The following is a 17,104-nucleotide window of genomic DNA, read 5'->3' on the forward strand; positions in this document are numbered from 1 at the left end:
TATCAGACTCTTTCGTGTCCGATTCCCCGTCGGAGCGGGGTTCGCTTTCCAGTTCTTCGCTTTCGCGCTTTCCCTTTCCAGCGATTCCGACTCTATCAGAAGTTCTCCGAGTCGGATTCCCACCCTCCGGGCTGGGCTCCAGGCAGATGAATAACCCGGGCTTCCCGTTCAGGTGGAGCCGTAAACGTACTGGAGCGGGGTGCCTCGAAGCAAATCGAGGCCCCCCGCTCCATGTACCGCGTCGAACCGTCAGACCTCGACCACCACGGGGAGGATCATCGGGCGCCGGCGGTAGGTGTCGGAGACCCACTTGCCGACCGTGCGGCGGACGAGCTGCTGGATCTGGTGCGGCTCCGCCACGCCGTCCGAGCCCGATCTGGCGATGACCTCTTCCACCTTGGGCAGCACGGCCGAGAACGCGGCGTCCTCGATGCCCGAGCCGCGGGCGTGGAAGTGCGGACCGCCGACGACCTTGCCGGTGGTCGAGTCGACCACCACGAAGACCGAGATGATGCCCTCGTCACCCAGGATGCGGCGGTCCTTGAGGGAAGTCTCCGTCACGTCGCCGACCGAGAGGCCGTCGACATAGACGTAACCGGCCTGGACCTTGCCCACGATTCTGGCCTTGCCGTCGACCAGGTCGACGACGACACCGTCCTCCGCGATGACGATGTGGTCCTTGGGCACCCCCGTCAGCGCGCCCAGTTCGGCGTTGGCCCGCAGATGGCGCCATTCGCCGTGGACCGGCATCAGGTTCTTGGGCTTGCAGATGTTGTAGAAGTACAACAGCTCGCCGGCCGAGGCGTGGCCCGAGACATGGACCTTGGCGTTGCCCTTGTGGATGACGTTCGCGCCCCACCGGGTCAGGCCGTTGATCACGCGGTAGACCGCGTTCTCGTTGCCCGGGATCAGGGACGACGCCAGGATCACCGTGTCGCCCTGGACGATCCGGATCTGGTGGTCGCGGTTGGCCATCCGGGAGAGCGCGGCCATCGGCTCGCCCTGGGAGCCCGTACAGACCAGGACCACCTCGTGGTCGGGAAGGTCGTCGAGGGTCTTGACGTCGACGACCAGCCCCGGCGGCACCCTCAGATAGCCCAGGTCACGGGCGATGCCCATGTTGCGGACCATCGAGCGTCCGACGAATGCGACCCTCCGGCCGTATTCGTGCGCGGCGTCGAGGATCTGCTGGATGCGGTGGACGTGGCTGGCGAAGCTCGCCACGATGATCCGCTTCTGGGCGCTCCCGAAGACCTGGCGCAGGACGTTGGAGATGTCCCGCTCCGGCGGGACGAACCCCGGCACCTCGGCGTTGGTGGAGTCCGAGAGCAGCAGGTCGATGCCCTCCTCGCCGAGCTTGGCGAAGGTGGGCAGGTCGGTGAGCCTGCGGTCCAGCGGGAGCTGGTCCATCTTGAAGTCACCGGTGTGGACGACCATGCCCGCGGGGGTGCGGATGGCGACCGCCAGCGCGTCCGGGATGGAGTGGTTGACCGCGACGAACTCGCAGTCGAACGGGCCGATGCGCTCGCGGTGCCCCTCGGTGACCTCAAGGGTGTACGGGCGGATGCGGTGCTCCTGGAGCTTCGCCTCGATCAGCGCGAGGGTCAGCTTGGAACCGATCAACGGGATGTCGGGCTTCAGCCGGAGCAGGTACGGGACGCCACCGATGTGGTCCTCGTGGCCGTGCGTGAGCACGATCCCGTCGATGTCGCCGAGACGGTCCCTGATGGTGCTGAAGTCCGGCAGGATCAGGTCGATGCCGGGCTGCTCCTCCTCCGGGAAGAGGACGCCGCAGTCGACGATGAGCAGACGGCCGTTGTACTCGAAGACCGTCATGTTCCGGCCGATTTCGCCGAGCCCGCCGAGCGGGGTTACGCGCAGGCCGTTCTTGGGCAGCTTCGGCGGGGCGCCGAGCTCAGGATGCGGATGACTCAAAAGACTCTCCTCACCACACGCGCCACGTACCGCTGAGGCACGTGGCGCGCATGACATTCGTGCACTTGCAGTTGTCTGTGTGTACCAACGTGTCGGTCATGGCCAGGACCATCGGTCACTGGTCCCTGCTCACGATCTTGATCTGCTGTCTTCGTGTATTCAGTTGTGAAGTCTGTGGTTAGAGCTGTACCCCGCCCGCGGCCAGATCGATCTTGAGCTGGGCCGTTTCATGGGCCGACAGCTCTACGAGCGGGAGGCGCAGCGGTCCGGCCGGCAGCTTCTGCAGGGTGAGGGCGACCTTGGTGGTGATCACGCCCTGGGTGCGGAACATGCCGGTGAAGACCGGGAGCAGCTTCTGGTGGATCTCCGTGGCCTTCTGGACGTCACCGGTGACGTGCGCGTCGAGGAGGGCGCACAGCTCCGGGGTGACCACGTGGCCGACAACGGAGACGAATCCGACCGCGCCGACGGAGAGCAGCGGCAGGTTGAGCATGTCGTCGCCGGAGTACCAGGCGAGGCCGGACTGGGCGATGGCCCAGCTCGCGCGGCCGAGATCGCCCTTGGCGTCCTTGTTGGCGACGATCCGCGGGTGCTGCGCCAGTCGGACGATGGTCTCGGTGTCGATGGGCACACCGCTGCGGCCGGGGATGTCGTAGAGCATGACCGGCAGGCCGGTGGCGTCGGCGATGGCGGTGAAGTGCCGCAGGAGTCCTTCCTGCGGCGGCTTGTTGTAGTACGGGGTCACGGCGAGGAGGCCGTGCGCTCCGGCGCGTTCGGCCGCGCGGGCCAGCTCCAGGCTGTGCCGGGTGTCGTTGGTTCCGACGCCGGCGACGATGTGGGCCCGGTCTCCTACGGCCTCCAGTACGGCCCGTACGAGCTGGTCTTTCTCCGCATCACTGGTGGTCGGCGACTCACCGGTGGTGCCGTTCAGGACCAGGCCGTCGTTGCCTGCGTCCACCAGATGGACGGCGAGCCGCTGGGCACCGTCGAGGTCGAGTGCGCCGTCAGCCGTGAAGGGCGTGACCATGGCGGTGAGGACCCGCCCGAAGGGGGTCTGCGGAGTGGAGATCGGAGCCATGGGTAACACGCTACTCGCTGCTCAGCTCGCCGTGTCCCCTTGGGGGACGGGACAAGAGGAGCCCGGCACTGCCTGCTCGGGGGTTCAGGCAGTGCCGGGTCCGTTCGATCAGCGTAGATGAACTCCCCGAAACGCCGCAATACGGACACTTCACTCCGTCGACCGTACATCTGTGCCCCGGACGGGCCGCGGACGGGCTCCCGGCGGCTCTCCGGCGGCCGGGGAAAAGCCCCCAGAGCCCGGTCCGCCCCGGGGCTGTACTCGGTTACGGAGCGACGCGGCCGTTCAGGTTGAAAGCCGCGTGGGTGAGCGGCATGAGCGTCGCCCAGTGCTCCTCCATCCGCTCACCGACCATCTCGATCTCCCGCTGCGGGAAGGACGGCACCTTCGCCTGCTCGTGCTGGGTGCGCAGCCCGAGGAAATGCATCAGCGAGCGCGCGTTGCATGTGGCGTACATCGAGGAGAAGAGGCCGACCGGCAGCGCCGCGCGGGCCACCTCGCGGGCCACGCCCGCCGCCAGCATCTCCTGGTAGGCCTCGTACGCCTGGATGTACGAGTTCTCCAGCGTCCGCTGCGTGAGGGCCTGCTGGGCCTCGGTCCCCGCGACGAACTCGTACTTGCCGGGGCGGCCCTGCTGGACGAGCTTGCGGTCCTGTCCCGGGATGTAGAAGACCGGCTGGAGCTCGCGGTAGCGGCCGGATTCCTCGTTGTAGGACCAGCCGACGCGATGGCGCATGAACTCGCGGAAGACGAAGATCGGGGCACAGATGAAGAAGGTCATGGAGTTGTGCTCGAACGGGCTGCCGTGGCGGTCCCGCATGAGGAAGTTGATGAGGCCCTTCGAACGCTCGGGGTCCTTCGTCAGCTCTTCGAGGGAGTGCTCACCTGCGGTGGAGACGCGCGCGGCCCACAGCACGTCGGAGTCGCCTGCGGCGTGCTTCACCAGCTCCACGGTGACATCGCTGCGGAAGCTCGGTTTGGTCTCGGCGGGGGTGTCGCTCACCGGCGGGGTCCTTCCATTCGCATCGCTCGGGCAGCGCCCACTCTACGGCCCGACACTGACAGTGACGGACAGCGCCGGCCGCTCCCGGTGTTCCTCGGCCAATCCGGGGAATTCGGGCACCGAATGGCGCTGTTGTTCGTCCTAAGAAGTAGCAATCGACACAGCAGCGGCGTTACGCAACACGACCGCACAAGACGCAAGGAGGAGTCCCTCCATGTTCCGCCGGCGAGAGGCCGTCCCGTTCCAATTCGTCGCCGAGGCCGACCGCTTCCGCAGTAATGTCACTCCCCCACCCCGGCAGCGCGCCAGTGCCTCGCAGCTCGTGGGCCGTACGCTGATCGGGCTCACCATCGCGGCCGGTTTCACCGGTGCGCTTCTCTTCGGAATGCCGGCGCTGGGCACGGAGCAGTCGTCCGGCCACAGTCAGCAGTCGGAAGCATCACAGGGCCGCTGACACATCCGGCCCCCCTGGGGTGGTCCGGGCGGGGGCGTGATCGATAACCTCACCGGGCACAGCAATCGAGCGTGCTTGTGAGTGAGGATCAGTCGTGCCCCTGCCCTTCCTGACGGCCGACCGGGCGTTTGACGCGACCACCGACGATGTCGCACTGCCCTTCGACGATCATGATCATTGGCGGCGTCCGTACCGCCCGGGCCCTTGGCGGGTGGTGGCCTCGGCGCTGCTCCTGCTGCTGGCCTCGTTCGTTCTGCTCGCCGCGATGATCACCGCCTTCGCCGGCGAGATGCCGGGGGCGATGTTCTGCCTGGGCGTCGCGGCCGTGGCTATCGCCATCGCGCTGCGTATGCTCCGGATCGGGGCGTGGGTGAGCCGCCACGGGGTACGGCGCGTGAGCCTGCTCCGTACGACGACCCTGCCGTGGCGCCAGGCGACGGCCGTCCGTACGGTCCAGCAGCCCGTGCGCTGGCTGGGGCTGCCCCGCACGGTGCAGGGGCAGGCGCTGGTCGTCGTACGCCGTCAGGGTGAACCTCTGGCGCTGCTCACCGACCACAACGCGGACTTCCTGTCCCGTACGGAGGCGTTCGACCGGGCGGCCGACACGGTCGAGGTGTGGGGCGACGAGTACCGCGGCGCCTGAACGAGGACGACGGAGGCGGGGCCCGGCCACCATGGCCGGGCCCCGCCTCCGTCGTGTCGGGCCTGCCGCCCCGTACGGGGCGGCTGACCTGCGCGTACGGGGATCCTGTACGAAGCCGTACGGCGCGGCGTCAGACCTGGACGGGGCGGCCGTCGTGGAGTGCGATGGCCCGCTGCATCGCCTTGCGGGCGCGCGGGGTGTCCCGGGCGTCGTGGTAGGCGATCGCGAGCCGGAACCAGCAGCGCCAGTCGTCCGGGGAGTCCTCCGTCTCGGCGCGGCGCGCCGCGAAGACGGCGTCGGCGGAGTCGCGGTCGATCCGGCCGCCCGGAGTGCGGACCAGTTCGTCGACCGGCAGCCCTCCCTCGGCCTCCAGCTCCGTGGCGAGGAGGTTCGCGCGGTGGACGAACCGCGTGTTCATCCAGAGGAACCAGACACCGATGGCGGGCAGGATCAGCACCGCGACGCCGAAGGTGACGGTGAGCGCCGTGCCGTGCTCGATCAAGAGCACGCCGCGGCTGCCGACCAGGACGAAGTAGACGACCAGGACGGCGGCCGTGACACAGTAGGTGATCTTCGCGCGCACGGGGTCAGCTCAGGTCGAGGAAGTGTTCGAGACCGACCGTGAGCCCCGGGGTGGTGACCACGCGCCGTACGCCGAGCAGGATGCCCGGCATGAAGCTGCTGTGGTGCAGCGAGTCGTGACGGACGGTGAGCGTCTCGCCTTCGCCGCCCAAAATGACCTCCTGGTGCGCGAGAAGGCCGCGCAGCCGTACGGAGTGCACCGGTACGCCGTCGACATCGGCTCCGCGCGCCCCGTCCAGCGCCGTGACCGTCGCGTCGGGCTGCGGAGCGCTGCCGGCCTGGGCCCGGGCGGCGGCAATGAGCTGGGCGGTGCGGGTGGCCGTCCCGGACGGCGCGTCGGCCTTGTTCGGGTGGTGCAGCTCGATGACCTCGACCGACTCGAAGTAGCGGGCGGCCGTCTCGGAGAACTTCATGGTGAGGACCGCGCCGATGGAGAAGTTCGCCGCGATCAGCACGCCCGTGCGCGGGGAGGCGTCGAGCGAGGTGTGGAGCTGCGCGAGCCGTTCGTCGGTCCAGCCGGTGGTGCCGACGACCGCGTGGATGCCGTGGCGGACGCAGAAGTCGAGGTTGCCCATCACCGAGGCCGGGGTGGTCAGCTCGACCACGACCTCGGCGCCGGCCTCCACCAGGTTCTCCAGCCGGTCGCCCCGGCCGAGGGCGGCGACCAGTTCGAGGTCGTCGGCGGCCTCGACGGCCCGTACGGCCTCGGTGCCGATACGGCCCTTGGCGCCCAGAACGGCCACGCGCAGCTTGCTCATTGCTCTGTTTCCTTCACCTTCGGGGGTACGGCCCGGCCGGTGGGCCCGGTCAGGAGACCGCTTCGTCGAGGCGGGCGGCCTGCTTGTCCTTGAGCGGTCCTATGACGGACAGCGAGGGACGCTGTCCCAGTACATCGCGGGCGACCGCGCGTACGTCGTCAGGGGTGACCGCCGCTATCCGTCCCAGCATGTCGTCGACGGACATCTGGGCGCCCCAGCACAGCTCGCTCTTGCCGATGCGGTTCATCAGCGCGCCGGTGTCCTCCAGGCCGAGGACGGTGGCGCCGGAGAGCTGGCCGACGGCGCGTTCGATCTCGTCGTCGGCGAGTCCGTCGGCCGCGACCCGGTCCAGCTCGTCGCGGCAGATCTTCAGGACGTCGTGGACCTGGTTCGGGCGGCAGCCCGCGTAGACCCCGAAGAGCCCGCAGTCCGCGAAGCCCGAGGTGTACGAGTAGACGCTGTAGGCGAGGCCGCGTTTCTCCCGTACCTCCTGGAAGAGCCGGGAACTCATACCGCCGCCGAGCGCCGTGTTCAGTACGCCGAGGGCCCAGCGGCGTTCGTCGGTACGGGACAGGCCCGGCATCCCGAGCACGACATGGGCCTGCTCGGTCCTGCGGTTCAGCAGGTCGACGCGGCCCGCGGCCCGTACGGCGCGGCTGCCGTCACGGGGCGCGACGGGGGCCGCGTCCGTACGGGAGAGGGCACCGGCCCGGTCGAACGCCTTGCGGACCTGGCGTACCACCGTGGCGTGGTCGACGTTGCCGGCGGCGGCGACGACCAGTCGCGTCGGGTCGTAGTGCTTGCTATAGAAGCGGCTGATCCGGTCGCGGTCCAGGGCGTTGACGGTGTCCACGGTGCCGAGGACGGGGCGTCCGAGGGGGCTGTCGCCGAACATGGTCTGCGCGAACAGGTCGTGGACGCAGTCGCCCGGGTCGTCCTCGGTCATCGCGATCTCTTCGAGGATGACCCCGCGCTCGGCGTCGACGTCCGCCGCCTCGATGAGCGAGCCGGTGAGCATGTCGCACACGACATCGATGGCGAGCGGCAGATCCGCGTCGAGCACCCGCGCGTAGTAGCAGGTGAACTCCTTGGCGGTGAACGCGTTCATCTCGCCGCCGACCGCGTCTATCGCGGAGGAGATGTCGAGGGCGCTGCGCCGCTTCGTGCCCTTGAAGAGCAGGTGCTCCAGATAGTGCGTGGCGCCGTTGAGGGCGGGCGTCTCGTCGCGGGAGCCGACCTGTACCCAGATGCCGAAGGTCGCGGAGCGCACCGACGGCAGGGTTTCGGTGACCACGCGCAGGCCGCCAGGGAGGGTCGTACGGCGGACCGTGCCGATCCCGTTCTCGCCCTTGAGCAGGGTTTGGGTACGGGCGACGGCCCGCGCCTCCGAAGAGGTGCGGGCCGTCGTCCTGGAGCTGGATGTCACTTGGAAGCGTCGTCCTTCGCGTCCTCGGACTCGGCGGACTCCTCGCCCTCGATCACGGGGATGAGGGAGAGCTTGCCGCGCTGGTCGATCTCGGCGATCTCGACCTGGACCTTCTGGCCCACCCCGAGGACGTCCTCGACGTTCTCGACGCGCTTGCCGCCCGCGAGCTTGCGGATCTGCGAGATGTGCAGCAGTCCGTCCTTGCCCGGGAGCAGCGACACGAACGCCCCGAAGGTGGTCGTCTTGACGACCGTGCCCAGGTAGCGCTCGCCGACCTCCGGCATGGTCGGGTTGGCGATGCCGTTGATCGTGGCGCGGGCGGCCTCGGCGGCCGGTCCGTCGGCGGCACCGATGTAGATCGTGCCGTCGTCCTCGATCGTGATGTCGGCGCCGGTGTCCTCCTGGATCTGGTTGATCATCTTGCCCTTGGGGCCGATGACCTCGCCGATCTTGTCCACGGGGATCTTGACGGTGATGATCCGCGGGGCGTTCGGGGACATCTCGTCCGGGACGTCGATGGCCTCGTTCATCACGTCGAGGATGTGGAGGCGGGCGTCGCGGGCCTGCTTCAGCGCGGCGGCCAGGACCGAGGCGGGGATGCCGTCGAGCTTGGTGTCGAGCTGGAGCGCGGTGACGAACGTCTTCGTACCGGCGACCTTGAAGTCCATGTCGCCGTAGGCGTCCTCCGCACCGAGGATGTCGGTGAGGGCGACGTAGTGGGTCTTGCCGTCGATCTCCTGGGAGATCAGGCCCATGGCGATACCGGCGACGGGGGCCTTGAGCGGCACACCGGCGTTCAGCAGCGACATGGTGGAGGCGCAGACCGAGCCCATGGACGTCGAGCCGTTGGAGCCCAGCGCCTCGGAGACCTGGCGGATCGCGTACGGGAACTCCTCGCGCGTCGGCAGCACCGGCACGATGGCGCGCTCGGCGAGCGCGCCGTGGCCGATCTCGCGGCGCTTCGGCGAACCGACGCGACCGGTCTCACCGACGGAGTACGGCGGGAAGTTGTAGTTGTGCATGTAGCGCTTGCGCGTCACCGGGGAGAGGGTGTCGAGCTGCTGCTCCATGCGGAGCATGTTGAGGGTGGTGACGCCCAGGATCTGGGTCTCGCCACGCTCGAACAGCGCGGAGCCGTGCACGCGCGGGATGGCCTCGACCTCGGCGGCGAGCGTACGGATGTCCGTGACGCCGCGGCCGTCGATACGGACCTTGTCCTTGATGACGCGCTCGCGGACCAGGGACTTCGTCAGCGCGCGGTAGGCGCCGGAGATCTCCTTCTCGCGGCCCTCGAACTGCGGGAGCAGCTTCTCGGCGGCGAGCTCCTTGACGCGGTCCAGCTCGGCCTCGCGGTCCTGCTTGCCCGCGATGGTGAGCGCCTGGGCCAGCTCGGACCGTACGGCCGCGGTGAGGGCCTCCAGGACGTCGTCCTGGTAGTCGAGGAAGACCGGGAAATCGCCGGTGGGCTTGGCGGCCTTGGCGGCGAGGTCGGCCTGGGCCTTGCAAAGCGCCTTGATGAAGGGCTTCGCGGCTTCCAGACCGGCGGCGACGACCTCTTCGGTGGGCGCGTCGGCGCCGTCCTTGACGAGTTGGATGGTCTTCGTGGTGGCCTCGGCCTCGACCATCATGATCGCGACGTCACCGTCCTCCAGGACCCGGCCGGCGACGACCATGTCGAAGACGGCGTCCTCCAGCTCGGTGTGGGTCGGGAAGGCGACCCACTGGCCCTTGATCAGGGCGACACGGGTGCCGCCGATCGGGCCGGAGAAGGGCAGGCCCGCGAGCTGCGTGGAGCAGGAGGCGGCGTTGATCGCGACCACGTCGTACAGGTGGTCGGGGTTGAGCGCCATGATCGTCTCGACGATCTGGATCTCGTTGCGCAGGCCCTTCTTGAAGGAGGGGCGCAGCGGGCGGTCGATGAGGCGGCAGGTGAGGATCGCGTCCTCGGAGGGCCGGCCCTCACGGCGGAAGAAGGAGCCGGGGATCTTGCCGGCCGCGTACTGCCGCTCCTCGACGTCCACCGTGAGGGGGAAGAAGTCGAGCTGGTCCTTGGGCTTCTTGGAGGCGGTGGTGGCCGACAGCACCATGGTGTCGTCGTCCAGGTACGCCACGGCGGAACCGGCGGCCTGCTTGGCCAGCCGGCCCGTCTCGAAGCGGATGGTGCGGGTGCCGAAGGTTCCGTTGTCGATAACGGCCTCGGCGTAGTGGGTCTCGTTCTCCACTAGTGATTTCTCCTCGTCTTCGTCCGGTGCCCGTGTGGCAGGGGACGTGGCGGCGGAGCGCTCCTTGGTGCGGGCCGGTCTTCGATCGAAGCACCCGGGGCGGCGGCATGGGCCGCGCCTTTCCGGGCGCCACTACCGAGGACCGGCGGCGGTGGAGGTCGCTCCCCCTCTTCAGTTGTGCTCGTGCGTCCAGGTTACTGAGCTTGGCCTCGGGATGGCATTCCGGCCGTCCCGGGCGAGGCGCCCGGCCCTCCCCCGTACGGGGCGCACGGGGGCCGCGGAAGATCACGTACCCGTGAGAGGCCCCGTACATACGGCGAAGGGAGCGGTTCCCTGGACGTGGGAACCGCTCCCTTCACGGCGTCTTACTTGGCGCCGCCGGCCGCACCGCGGCGGATGCCCAGGCGGTCGACCAGCGCACGGAAGCGCTGGATGTCCTTCTTGGCCAGGTACTGGAGCAGGCGGCGGCGCTGCCCGACCAGGATGAGCAGACCACGACGCGAGTGGTGGTCGTGCTTGTGGAGCTTGAGGTGCTCGGTCAGGTCCGAGATCCGGCGCGACAGCATGGCGACCTGGACCTCGGGGGAGCCGGTGTCACCTTCCTTGGTGCCGAACTCGGTCATGATCTGCTTCTTCGTAGCGGCGTCGAGCGACACGCGTACTCCTCGTGAGTCTTCGTGGCCACCGAGTGCCCCAGGTCGAATACTCTGGGGAGCTTCCGTTACTCGGGAGGCGGGAATCCGTTGCGCGCCTACCGCCGAGCCAGGGGCTTCGGCGGTCACGTACACAAACGGCCATCGCCCAGGGTACCAGCCCCCGGGCGAGCTCTTCGCAGGGGTCAGCCGGTGAGCGCGCGGGCCGCGCTGAAGACGTCGAGCACGGCGAGACAGAGCGGTACCAGCGAGAGCAGCACCGCGCCCTCGGCGAGGTCGAGGAGGCGCCCCCAGAACGGGGAGAGGCCCTTGCGCGGGATGATCAGGCCGATCGCGGTGATCAGGGCGGCGCCGGCGGCGACGCTCGCGGTGAGCCAGATCGTACGGATGTCGAGGGGACCGCGGTCGCCGTACACCAGCAGTTCCCTGACGTGGTCGAGGGGCGGGTTCAGCGAGAGCCCCAGGATGAGCAGGGCGATCGCGGAAAGGCCCGCGGTGAGCGCGCAGACGACCTGGGAGGTGTAGCGGAAGAGGCGGGCGCGCAGCAGCGTCGCGAGGCCCGCCGTGAGGGCGAGGAGCTGCGCCCAGACGGTGTCGGAGAAGCCGAGGACGGCCGCTGAGCCGACGACGACCGCCGCGCAGCCGCCGACCAGGCCGAGGAGCATCTCGTGGCCGCGGCGGGCCTGTGCGGCGATCCGCACGGCGTCGACGGGCTCGGCGTCGGGGGCGGCGTTCGGGTCGGGGAGCGCGCCGAACCCGTCGTACGTGCCGTCGGACGCGTCGTTCGCCGCGGCGCGCGGCGAGGCATAGCCGATGGGGAGGCGGGCGAAGCGCGCGGAGAGGCCGGGCAGGAAGGCGACGAGGCCGACGGCGACGGGGACGCACACGGCCGCGGTGTCGGTGGCCGACGCCTCGGTGAGGATCATGACGAAGGTCGCGAGGGTGCCGACGGTCGCCAGGAACGTGGCGGCCACGAAGGGCGCGTCGCCGCTCGGGGTGAGCGCGACCAGGACGACGGACGCGACGAGGACGGTGACGCAGCCGAGCAGGAACTGGAGCCGTCCCGGACCCTGGCCCGGGTCGGGGGCGAGGATGCCGGAGCCGGCGATCAGCAGCAGGGGCAGCGCGCCGAGGCCGAGGGCGACGGCGGTGGCGCGGTCCGCGTACACCCGGGCCCGTACGCCCGCGAAGGCGGTCAGGAGCGCGCCGGCGACGCCCGCGATGATGCCGGGCAGGCCGTGCATGTCGTGGCGTACGGGGTCGGCGAACCACAGGACGAAGCCCATGAGGACGAGGAGCAGTACGCCGCCTATGAGGCCCGCGCCGCGCAGCAGGTCGTCGCTCCACAGGTGGCGGTCGCGGCGTACGGCGGAGGCGACGGCGTCCGAGACGTCGTCGAACACCGCGGGCGGCAGGGATTCGGCGAAGGGGCGGAGGCTGAGGATCTCCCCGTCGAGCACCTGCTGCCCGGCGAGGGTGCGGGCACCGTCGAGGACGGTCCCGTCGCGCCGTACGAGGTGGTAGCCGGTGGGGGTGCCCGCTGTCTGGGTCTGGCCGGTGAGCCGCAGGATCTCCGGATGGACGTCGGCGACGGCGATGTCCTCCGGGAGGGCGACATCGATCCTGCTGTCCGGCGCCACGACAGTGACGCGGCAGAAGCCGGTCGCTGCGGTCGTACTCACGTGTCTGGACCCCCTGATTCGCGGTTGCGCACGGTGCGCGCGCCACCCTACCGGGAGGGGTGCGGTGCGGCTGCACGTAGGATCACCGTCGCGCGGAGCGAAGCCGTCGCCACGGGGGCGCCGGTACGGAATCGCCCGTCCGTCTTGAGGGATTGATACGCCGGTGAGCCAGATCATTGTCAAACGCCCGCCACGGTCCCTTCCGCCGGAAGTGCCCTCGGATGCGCTGGCCTTGGAAGCGCCGCCCGAACTGCCGCGCGGTCAGCAGGAGGGCATGCTGATGCAGGTCCTGCCGGTGCTCGGCATGGGCTCGTCGGTGGTCTTCTTCTTCTCGCCCCAAGCTCCGCCGTTCATGCGGATCATGGGAGTTCTGATGCTGTTCTCGACGGTCGCGATGATCGCCGCGCAGATCGTCAGGTACCGCCGCGGTACGCAGGGGCAAATTGCCGATGTACGGCGCGACTACCTCAAGTACCTGGCGCAGACGCGGCGTACGGTGCGCAGGACGGCGCGGGCGCAGCGTGACGCGCAGCTCTATCTGCACCCCGCTCCCGAGCAGCTCTGGTCGGTGGTGGCCGAGGGGTCGCGGGTGTGGGAACGGCGGGTCGGCGACAAGGACTTCGGCCAGGTGCGGATCGGTCTGGGGGCGCAGCAGCTCGCCACGCCGCTGGTGGCGCCCGACACGGCGCCGGTGGACGAGCTGGAGCCGCTGTGCGCCGGTGCGATGCAGCGGTTCCTGGCGGTGCACGGCTCGTTGGACGGTCTGCCGATGGCGGTGTCGATGCGCGCCTTCTACCACGTGACGGTCTCCGGGGAGCAGGAGTCGGCGCAGGCCACGACGCGTGCGCTGGTCGCCCAGTTGGTGACGCTGCACTCCTGCGAGGACCTGATGGTCGCGGTGGTGGTGTCGCCGGGCGCGGCGGGGCGCTGGGAGTGGACGAAGTGGCTGCCGCACACGCAGGTGCCCGGGCAGATCGACGGGGCCGGTACGAAGCGGCTGTTCGGCGATGACCTCGGGGAGCTGGAGGGGCTGCTGCAGAGCCGGCTGGAGGGGCGTCCGCGGTTCGGCAGGGACGGTTCGCCGGTACTGGACCAGCCGCATGTGCTCGTGGTGCTGGACGGCGGGATGGTGCCGCCCGACTCTCTGTTCGCGGCGGCCGAGGGGCTGCAGGGCGTGACGATCGTCGAGGTGGTGCCCGGGGAGCTGGACGAGCCGCGGGGCGGCCTGTCGGTGGTCGTACGGCCGGGGCGGCTGCGCCTGGAGTCCGGCGGGGGCCTGGCGTACGAGGGGGTGCCCGACGGGATCTCGCTGCCCGCGGCGGAGGCGCTGGCGCGCCAGCTCGCGCCGTTGCGTACGGGCGGGGGCGACGACGACGAACCGCTGCTGGCCAACCTGGACTTCACGGATCTGCTGGGCCTGGGCGACGCGGGGGCCGTGGACGTGGCCCGTACGTGGCGGCCCCGGTCGACGGCGGAGCGGCTGCGGGTGCCGATCGGGGTCGGTGAGGACGGCGGTCCGGTGATGCTGGACCTGAAGGAGGCCGCGCAGGAGGGCATGGGGCCGCACGGGCTCTGTGTCGGCGCGACGGGGTCCGGCAAGTCCGAGCTGCTGCGCACCCTGGTGCTGGGGCTGGCGGTCACGCACTCTTCGGAGACGCTGAACTTCGTTCTCGCTGACTTCAAAGGAGGTGCCACGTTCGCGGGGATGTCGCAGATGCCGCACGTGGCGGCGGTCATCACCAACCTGGCGGACGACTTGACGCTGGTGGACCGCATGGGGGACGCGATCCGCGGTGAGCTGCAGCGCCGTCAGGAGCTGCTGCGGTCGGCCGGCAACTACGCCAACATCCATGACTACGAGAAGGCGCGCGCGGCCGGCGCCGCGCTGGAACCGCTCGCCTCGCTGGTCCTGGTCATCGACGAGTTCTCCGAGCTGTTGACGGCCAAGCCCGACTTCATCGACATGTTCATCCAGATCGGCCGGATCGGCCGTTCGCTCGGTGTCCATCTGCTGCTGGCCTCGCAGCGCCTGGAGGAGGGCAAGCTGCGCGGCCTCGACACGTACCTCTCGTACCGCATCGGTCTGCGCACTTTCTCGGCGGCGGAGTCGCGTACGGCGCTGGGGGTGCCGGACGCGTACCACCTGCCGTCGGTGCCGGGCTCCGGGTATCTGAAGTTCGGTACGGACGAGATGACGCGGTTCAAGGCGGCGTACGTCTCGGGCACGTACCGCGCGGGCGGGCCGGATCTGTCGGTGGGGCAGCTCCCCGTCGAGCGGCGGCCCGTGCTGTTCACCGCGGCGCCGGTGCCGGTGGTGTACGCGGCGCCGGACCCGGCGGCGGCGTTCGTGCCGGCGGCGGAGGACGAGGCGCTGGCGGACACGGTGCTGGACGTCATCGTGCGGCGGCTGGACGGGCAGGGGGTGCCGGCGCATCAGGTGTGGCTGCCGCCGCTGGACGAGGCGCCGACGCTGGACCAGTTGCTGCCGGGTATCGCGGTGACGGAGGCGCGCGGGCTGAACGCGACGGAGTACTCGCGGCCCGGCGGGCTGACCGTGCCGCTCGGACTGATCGACAAGCCCTTCGAGCAGCGCCGTGAGGTGCTCTACCGGGACTTCTCCGGAGCGGCGGGGCACATGCTGATCGTGGGCGGTCCGCAGTCCGGGAAGTCGACACTGATGCGGACGCTGATCTCGTCGTTCGCCCTCACCCACACCCCGCGGGAGGTGCAGTTCTACGCGCTGGACTTCGGCGGGGGCGGGCTCTCCTCGCTGGCGGAGCTGCCGCATGTCGGCGGGGTCGCCTCACGGCTGGACCCCGAGCGGGTGCGGCGCACCGTCGCGGAGGTTCTGGGCGTGCTCAACCGGCGCGAGGAGTTCTTCCGCTCCAACGGCATCGACTCGATCACCACGTACCGGCGCAAGCGCGCCGCGGGCGAGCTGCCAGGTGAGGCATGGGGCGATGTCTTCCTGGTCATCGACGGCTGGGGCGGTTTCCGCAACGACTACGACATGCTGGAGCCGGTCATCTCCGACATCGCCGCGCGCGGTCTCGGTTACGGCGTCCATGTGGTGGTCACGGCCGCGCGCTACATGGAGGTGCGTGCGGCGCTCAAGGACCAGATGCTCGGCCGGCTGGAGCTGCGGCTGGGTGACGTCATGGACTCCGAGTTCGACCGCAAGGTCGCGGCGAACGTCCCGGCTGGGGTGCCGGGCCGCGGCCAGGTGCCGCAGAAGCTGCACTTCATGGGCGGGCTGCCGCGCGTCGACGGGGTGAGCGGCGCCGCGGACCTCTCGGAGGGTACGGCGGCGTTCGTACGGGCGGCGCGGACGCACTGGGCGGGGCAGGCGGCCCCGACGGTGCGGCTGCTGCCGCGCAAGCTGCCCGCCGACCAGTTGCCCAAGGGATTCGAGTTCCCGCGGTCCGGGGTCGCGGTCGCGATCGACGAGACCAATCTGGAGCCGGTGTTCGTCGACTTCGAGACCGACCCGTTCTTCCTGGTCTTCGGCGAGAGCGAGTCCGGCAAGACCAATCTGCTGCGGCTGATCGCGAAGCAGCTCGCCGAGCGGTACACCCCCGACCAGGCGAAGTTCGTGGTCGGCGACTACCGGCGGACGCTGCTGGGGTCGCTGTCGGAGCCGCACCTGCTGGAGTACGCGCCGATGGCCTCGTCCCTGCAGATGCACATGGAGGCGCTGGGCGGCGTCTTCGCCCGCCGCCAGCCCCCGACGGACGTGACGCCGCAGCAGCTCAGGGACCGGAGCTGGTGGAGCGGGCCGCAGATCTTCATCATCGTCGACGACTACGACCTGGTGGCGACCAACTCGGGCAACCCGCTGGCGCCGCTCGCGGAGTACCTGCCCTTCGCCCGGGACACAGGGGTCCGCTTCATCATCGCGCGGAACGCGGCGGGCGCCTCACGGGCCCTGTACGAGCCGTTCATGCAGCGTGTGCTGGAACTGGGCGCCCAGGGCGTGGTCCTGTCGGGAGACCCCTCCGAGGGCGACCTGATCGGCCGCGTACGGGCGACCCCGATGCCGCCGGGCCGCGGCTACTTCGCCTCGCGGCGGCGCGGCAATCCGCTGGTGCAGACGGGGCAACTGCCGGGCATGTGAGGTGCGTGCGCCGGGCGTGTGCGATGCGCGCCCGGCGTGAGCGTGCACGTGAACAGATTTCACAACGGGGAGAGAGATCATGGGATTTGACGAGGAGTGGGGCCGACTGCGGTCGGACGCCGCCGAGAGCCGGTCGACGGGGATGCGGCTGAACAGCGCCGACGCGGGTGGAGCGGCGTCGGGCGACGGAGACGTCGCCTCGACACCCGCGCAGAAGAAGGCCGCGGCGAACGACATCGAGACGGACCTGGAGCCGAGCACCAGGAAGGCCGGCAACTGGGCCGACGACGCCTCGGGCGACGCGGTCAAGGGCTTCGACGGCTGGGACACGGCGAAGGGCCTGAAGACCGTGCAGGAGACGTGGGAGAGCCAGGTGAAGACGCTGATGGGGCGGCTGTCCGCGGAGAAGGGCGCGCTACGGGGCGCGGGCGGGCTCTTCGCCCGTAACGACCTCGACACGCACGGCACCTTCCTGCAGTCCCGGTCGAAGCTGAACGGACTGTAGGACCGCCGACTCGCACCACAACACGTACACGGACACGGGCCGGAACCTG

General features: G+C 69.9%; 13 protein-coding genes. 4 read left to right on the forward strand and 9 right to left on the reverse strand.

Annotation, left to right across the window (positions count from 1 at the left end):
• Nucleotides 1-249: 249 nt before the first annotated feature.
• From ACIQ7D_RS25525 to thyX, 3 genes are all read right to left on the reverse strand, one after another.
• Complete coding sequence (locus ACIQ7D_RS25525; protein ID WP_403941199.1) at nucleotides 250-1,935, reverse strand: ribonuclease J; 1,686 nt, start codon at nucleotides 1,933-1,935, stop codon at nucleotides 250-252.
• Nucleotides 1,936-2,113: 178 nt separating this feature from the next.
• Entirely contained in the window at nucleotides 2,114-3,013 is a 900-nt protein-coding gene (dapA, locus tag ACIQ7D_RS25530) for a 4-hydroxy-tetrahydrodipicolinate synthase (protein WP_403941201.1), read from the reverse strand.
• A gap of 265 nt (nucleotides 3,014-3,278) precedes the next feature.
• On the reverse strand, nucleotides 3,279-4,016 hold the full coding sequence (gene thyX, locus ACIQ7D_RS25535) for an FAD-dependent thymidylate synthase (RefSeq protein WP_403941202.1): 738 nt from the start codon (nucleotides 4,014-4,016) through the stop codon (nucleotides 3,279-3,281).
• A gap of 214 nt (nucleotides 4,017-4,230) precedes the next feature.
• Here thyX and ACIQ7D_RS25540 point away from each other — a divergent pair, with 214 nt between their 5' ends.
• Both ACIQ7D_RS25540 and ACIQ7D_RS25545 read left to right on the forward strand, forming a co-directional pair.
• A complete protein-coding gene (locus tag ACIQ7D_RS25540; RefSeq protein WP_403941204.1) occupies nucleotides 4,231-4,470 on the forward strand; it encodes a hypothetical protein in 240 nt (79 codons plus the stop codon).
• Nucleotides 4,471-4,564: 94 nt separating this feature from the next.
• Nucleotides 4,565-5,113, forward strand: a complete 549-nt coding sequence (locus ACIQ7D_RS25545; protein WP_403941206.1) for a hypothetical protein — start codon at nucleotides 4,565-4,567, stop codon at nucleotides 5,111-5,113.
• 130 nt (nucleotides 5,114-5,243) lie between these two features.
• Here ACIQ7D_RS25545 and ACIQ7D_RS25550 read toward each other — a convergent pair whose 3' ends face one another.
• From ACIQ7D_RS25550 to eccD, 6 genes are all read right to left on the reverse strand, one after another.
• On the reverse strand, nucleotides 5,244-5,696 hold the full coding sequence (locus tag ACIQ7D_RS25550) for a hypothetical protein (protein ID WP_403941208.1): 453 nt from the start codon (nucleotides 5,694-5,696) through the stop codon (nucleotides 5,244-5,246).
• A 4-nt stretch (nucleotides 5,697-5,700) separates the two neighbouring features.
• Nucleotides 5,701-6,453 (reverse strand): 4-hydroxy-tetrahydrodipicolinate reductase, encoded by a 753-nt coding sequence (dapB, locus tag ACIQ7D_RS25555; RefSeq protein WP_403941210.1) that lies wholly within the window; start codon nucleotides 6,451-6,453, stop codon nucleotides 5,701-5,703.
• Between the two features lie 49 nt (nucleotides 6,454-6,502).
• Complete coding sequence (locus ACIQ7D_RS25560; protein WP_403941212.1) at nucleotides 6,503-7,879, reverse strand: M16 family metallopeptidase; 1,377 nt, start codon at nucleotides 7,877-7,879, stop codon at nucleotides 6,503-6,505.
• Entirely contained in the window at nucleotides 7,876-10,101 is a 2,226-nt protein-coding gene (locus ACIQ7D_RS25565) for a polyribonucleotide nucleotidyltransferase (protein WP_403941214.1), read from the reverse strand. Before ACIQ7D_RS25565 ends, ACIQ7D_RS25560 begins: the two co-directional genes overlap by 4 nt.
• Nucleotides 10,102-10,466: 365 nt before the next feature.
• Nucleotides 10,467-10,757, reverse strand: coding sequence for a 30S ribosomal protein S15 (gene rpsO, locus ACIQ7D_RS25570; protein WP_319685150.1), 291 nt, complete (start codon nucleotides 10,755-10,757; stop codon nucleotides 10,467-10,469).
• A gap of 182 nt (nucleotides 10,758-10,939) precedes the next feature.
• Complete coding sequence (gene eccD / locus ACIQ7D_RS25575) at nucleotides 10,940-12,436, reverse strand: type VII secretion integral membrane protein EccD (RefSeq protein WP_403941216.1); 1,497 nt, start codon at nucleotides 12,434-12,436, stop codon at nucleotides 10,940-10,942.
• 163 nt (nucleotides 12,437-12,599) lie between these two features.
• Here eccD and eccCa point away from each other — a divergent pair, with 163 nt between their 5' ends.
• The gene (gene eccCa / locus ACIQ7D_RS25580; RefSeq protein ID WP_403941218.1) at nucleotides 12,600-16,550 is read left to right on the forward strand and encodes a type VII secretion protein EccCa; all 3,951 of its coding nucleotides are present in this window, start codon (nucleotides 12,600-12,602) and stop codon (nucleotides 16,548-16,550) included.
• A gap of 79 nt (nucleotides 16,551-16,629) precedes the next feature.
• Entirely contained in the window at nucleotides 16,630-17,055 is a 426-nt protein-coding gene (locus ACIQ7D_RS25585) for a hypothetical protein (RefSeq protein WP_403941220.1), read from the forward strand.
• The last annotated feature ends 49 nt before the right edge of the window (nucleotides 17,056-17,104 follow it).

The sequence above is a fragment of the Streptomyces sp. NPDC096310 genome (genome assembly GCF_044763125.1).
In the GTDB taxonomy this organism is placed as follows: Bacteria; Actinomycetota; Actinomycetes; order Streptomycetales; family Streptomycetaceae; genus Streptomyces.

Coding starts and splice junctions, on each gene's coding strand:
- dapB (WP_403941210.1), bottom strand. CDS start 6,453: ATGAGCAAGCTGCGCGTGGCCGTTCTGGGCGCCAAGGGCCGTATCGGC.
- ACIQ7D_RS25540 (WP_403941204.1), top strand. CDS start 4,231: ATGTTCCGCCGGCGAGAGGCCGTCCCGTTCCAATTCGTCGCCGAGGCC.
- ACIQ7D_RS25585 (WP_403941220.1), top strand. CDS start 16,630: ATGGGATTTGACGAGGAGTGGGGCCGACTGCGGTCGGACGCCGCCGAG.
- dapA (WP_403941201.1), bottom strand. CDS start 3,013: ATGGCTCCGATCTCCACTCCGCAGACCCCCTTCGGGCGGGTCCTCACC.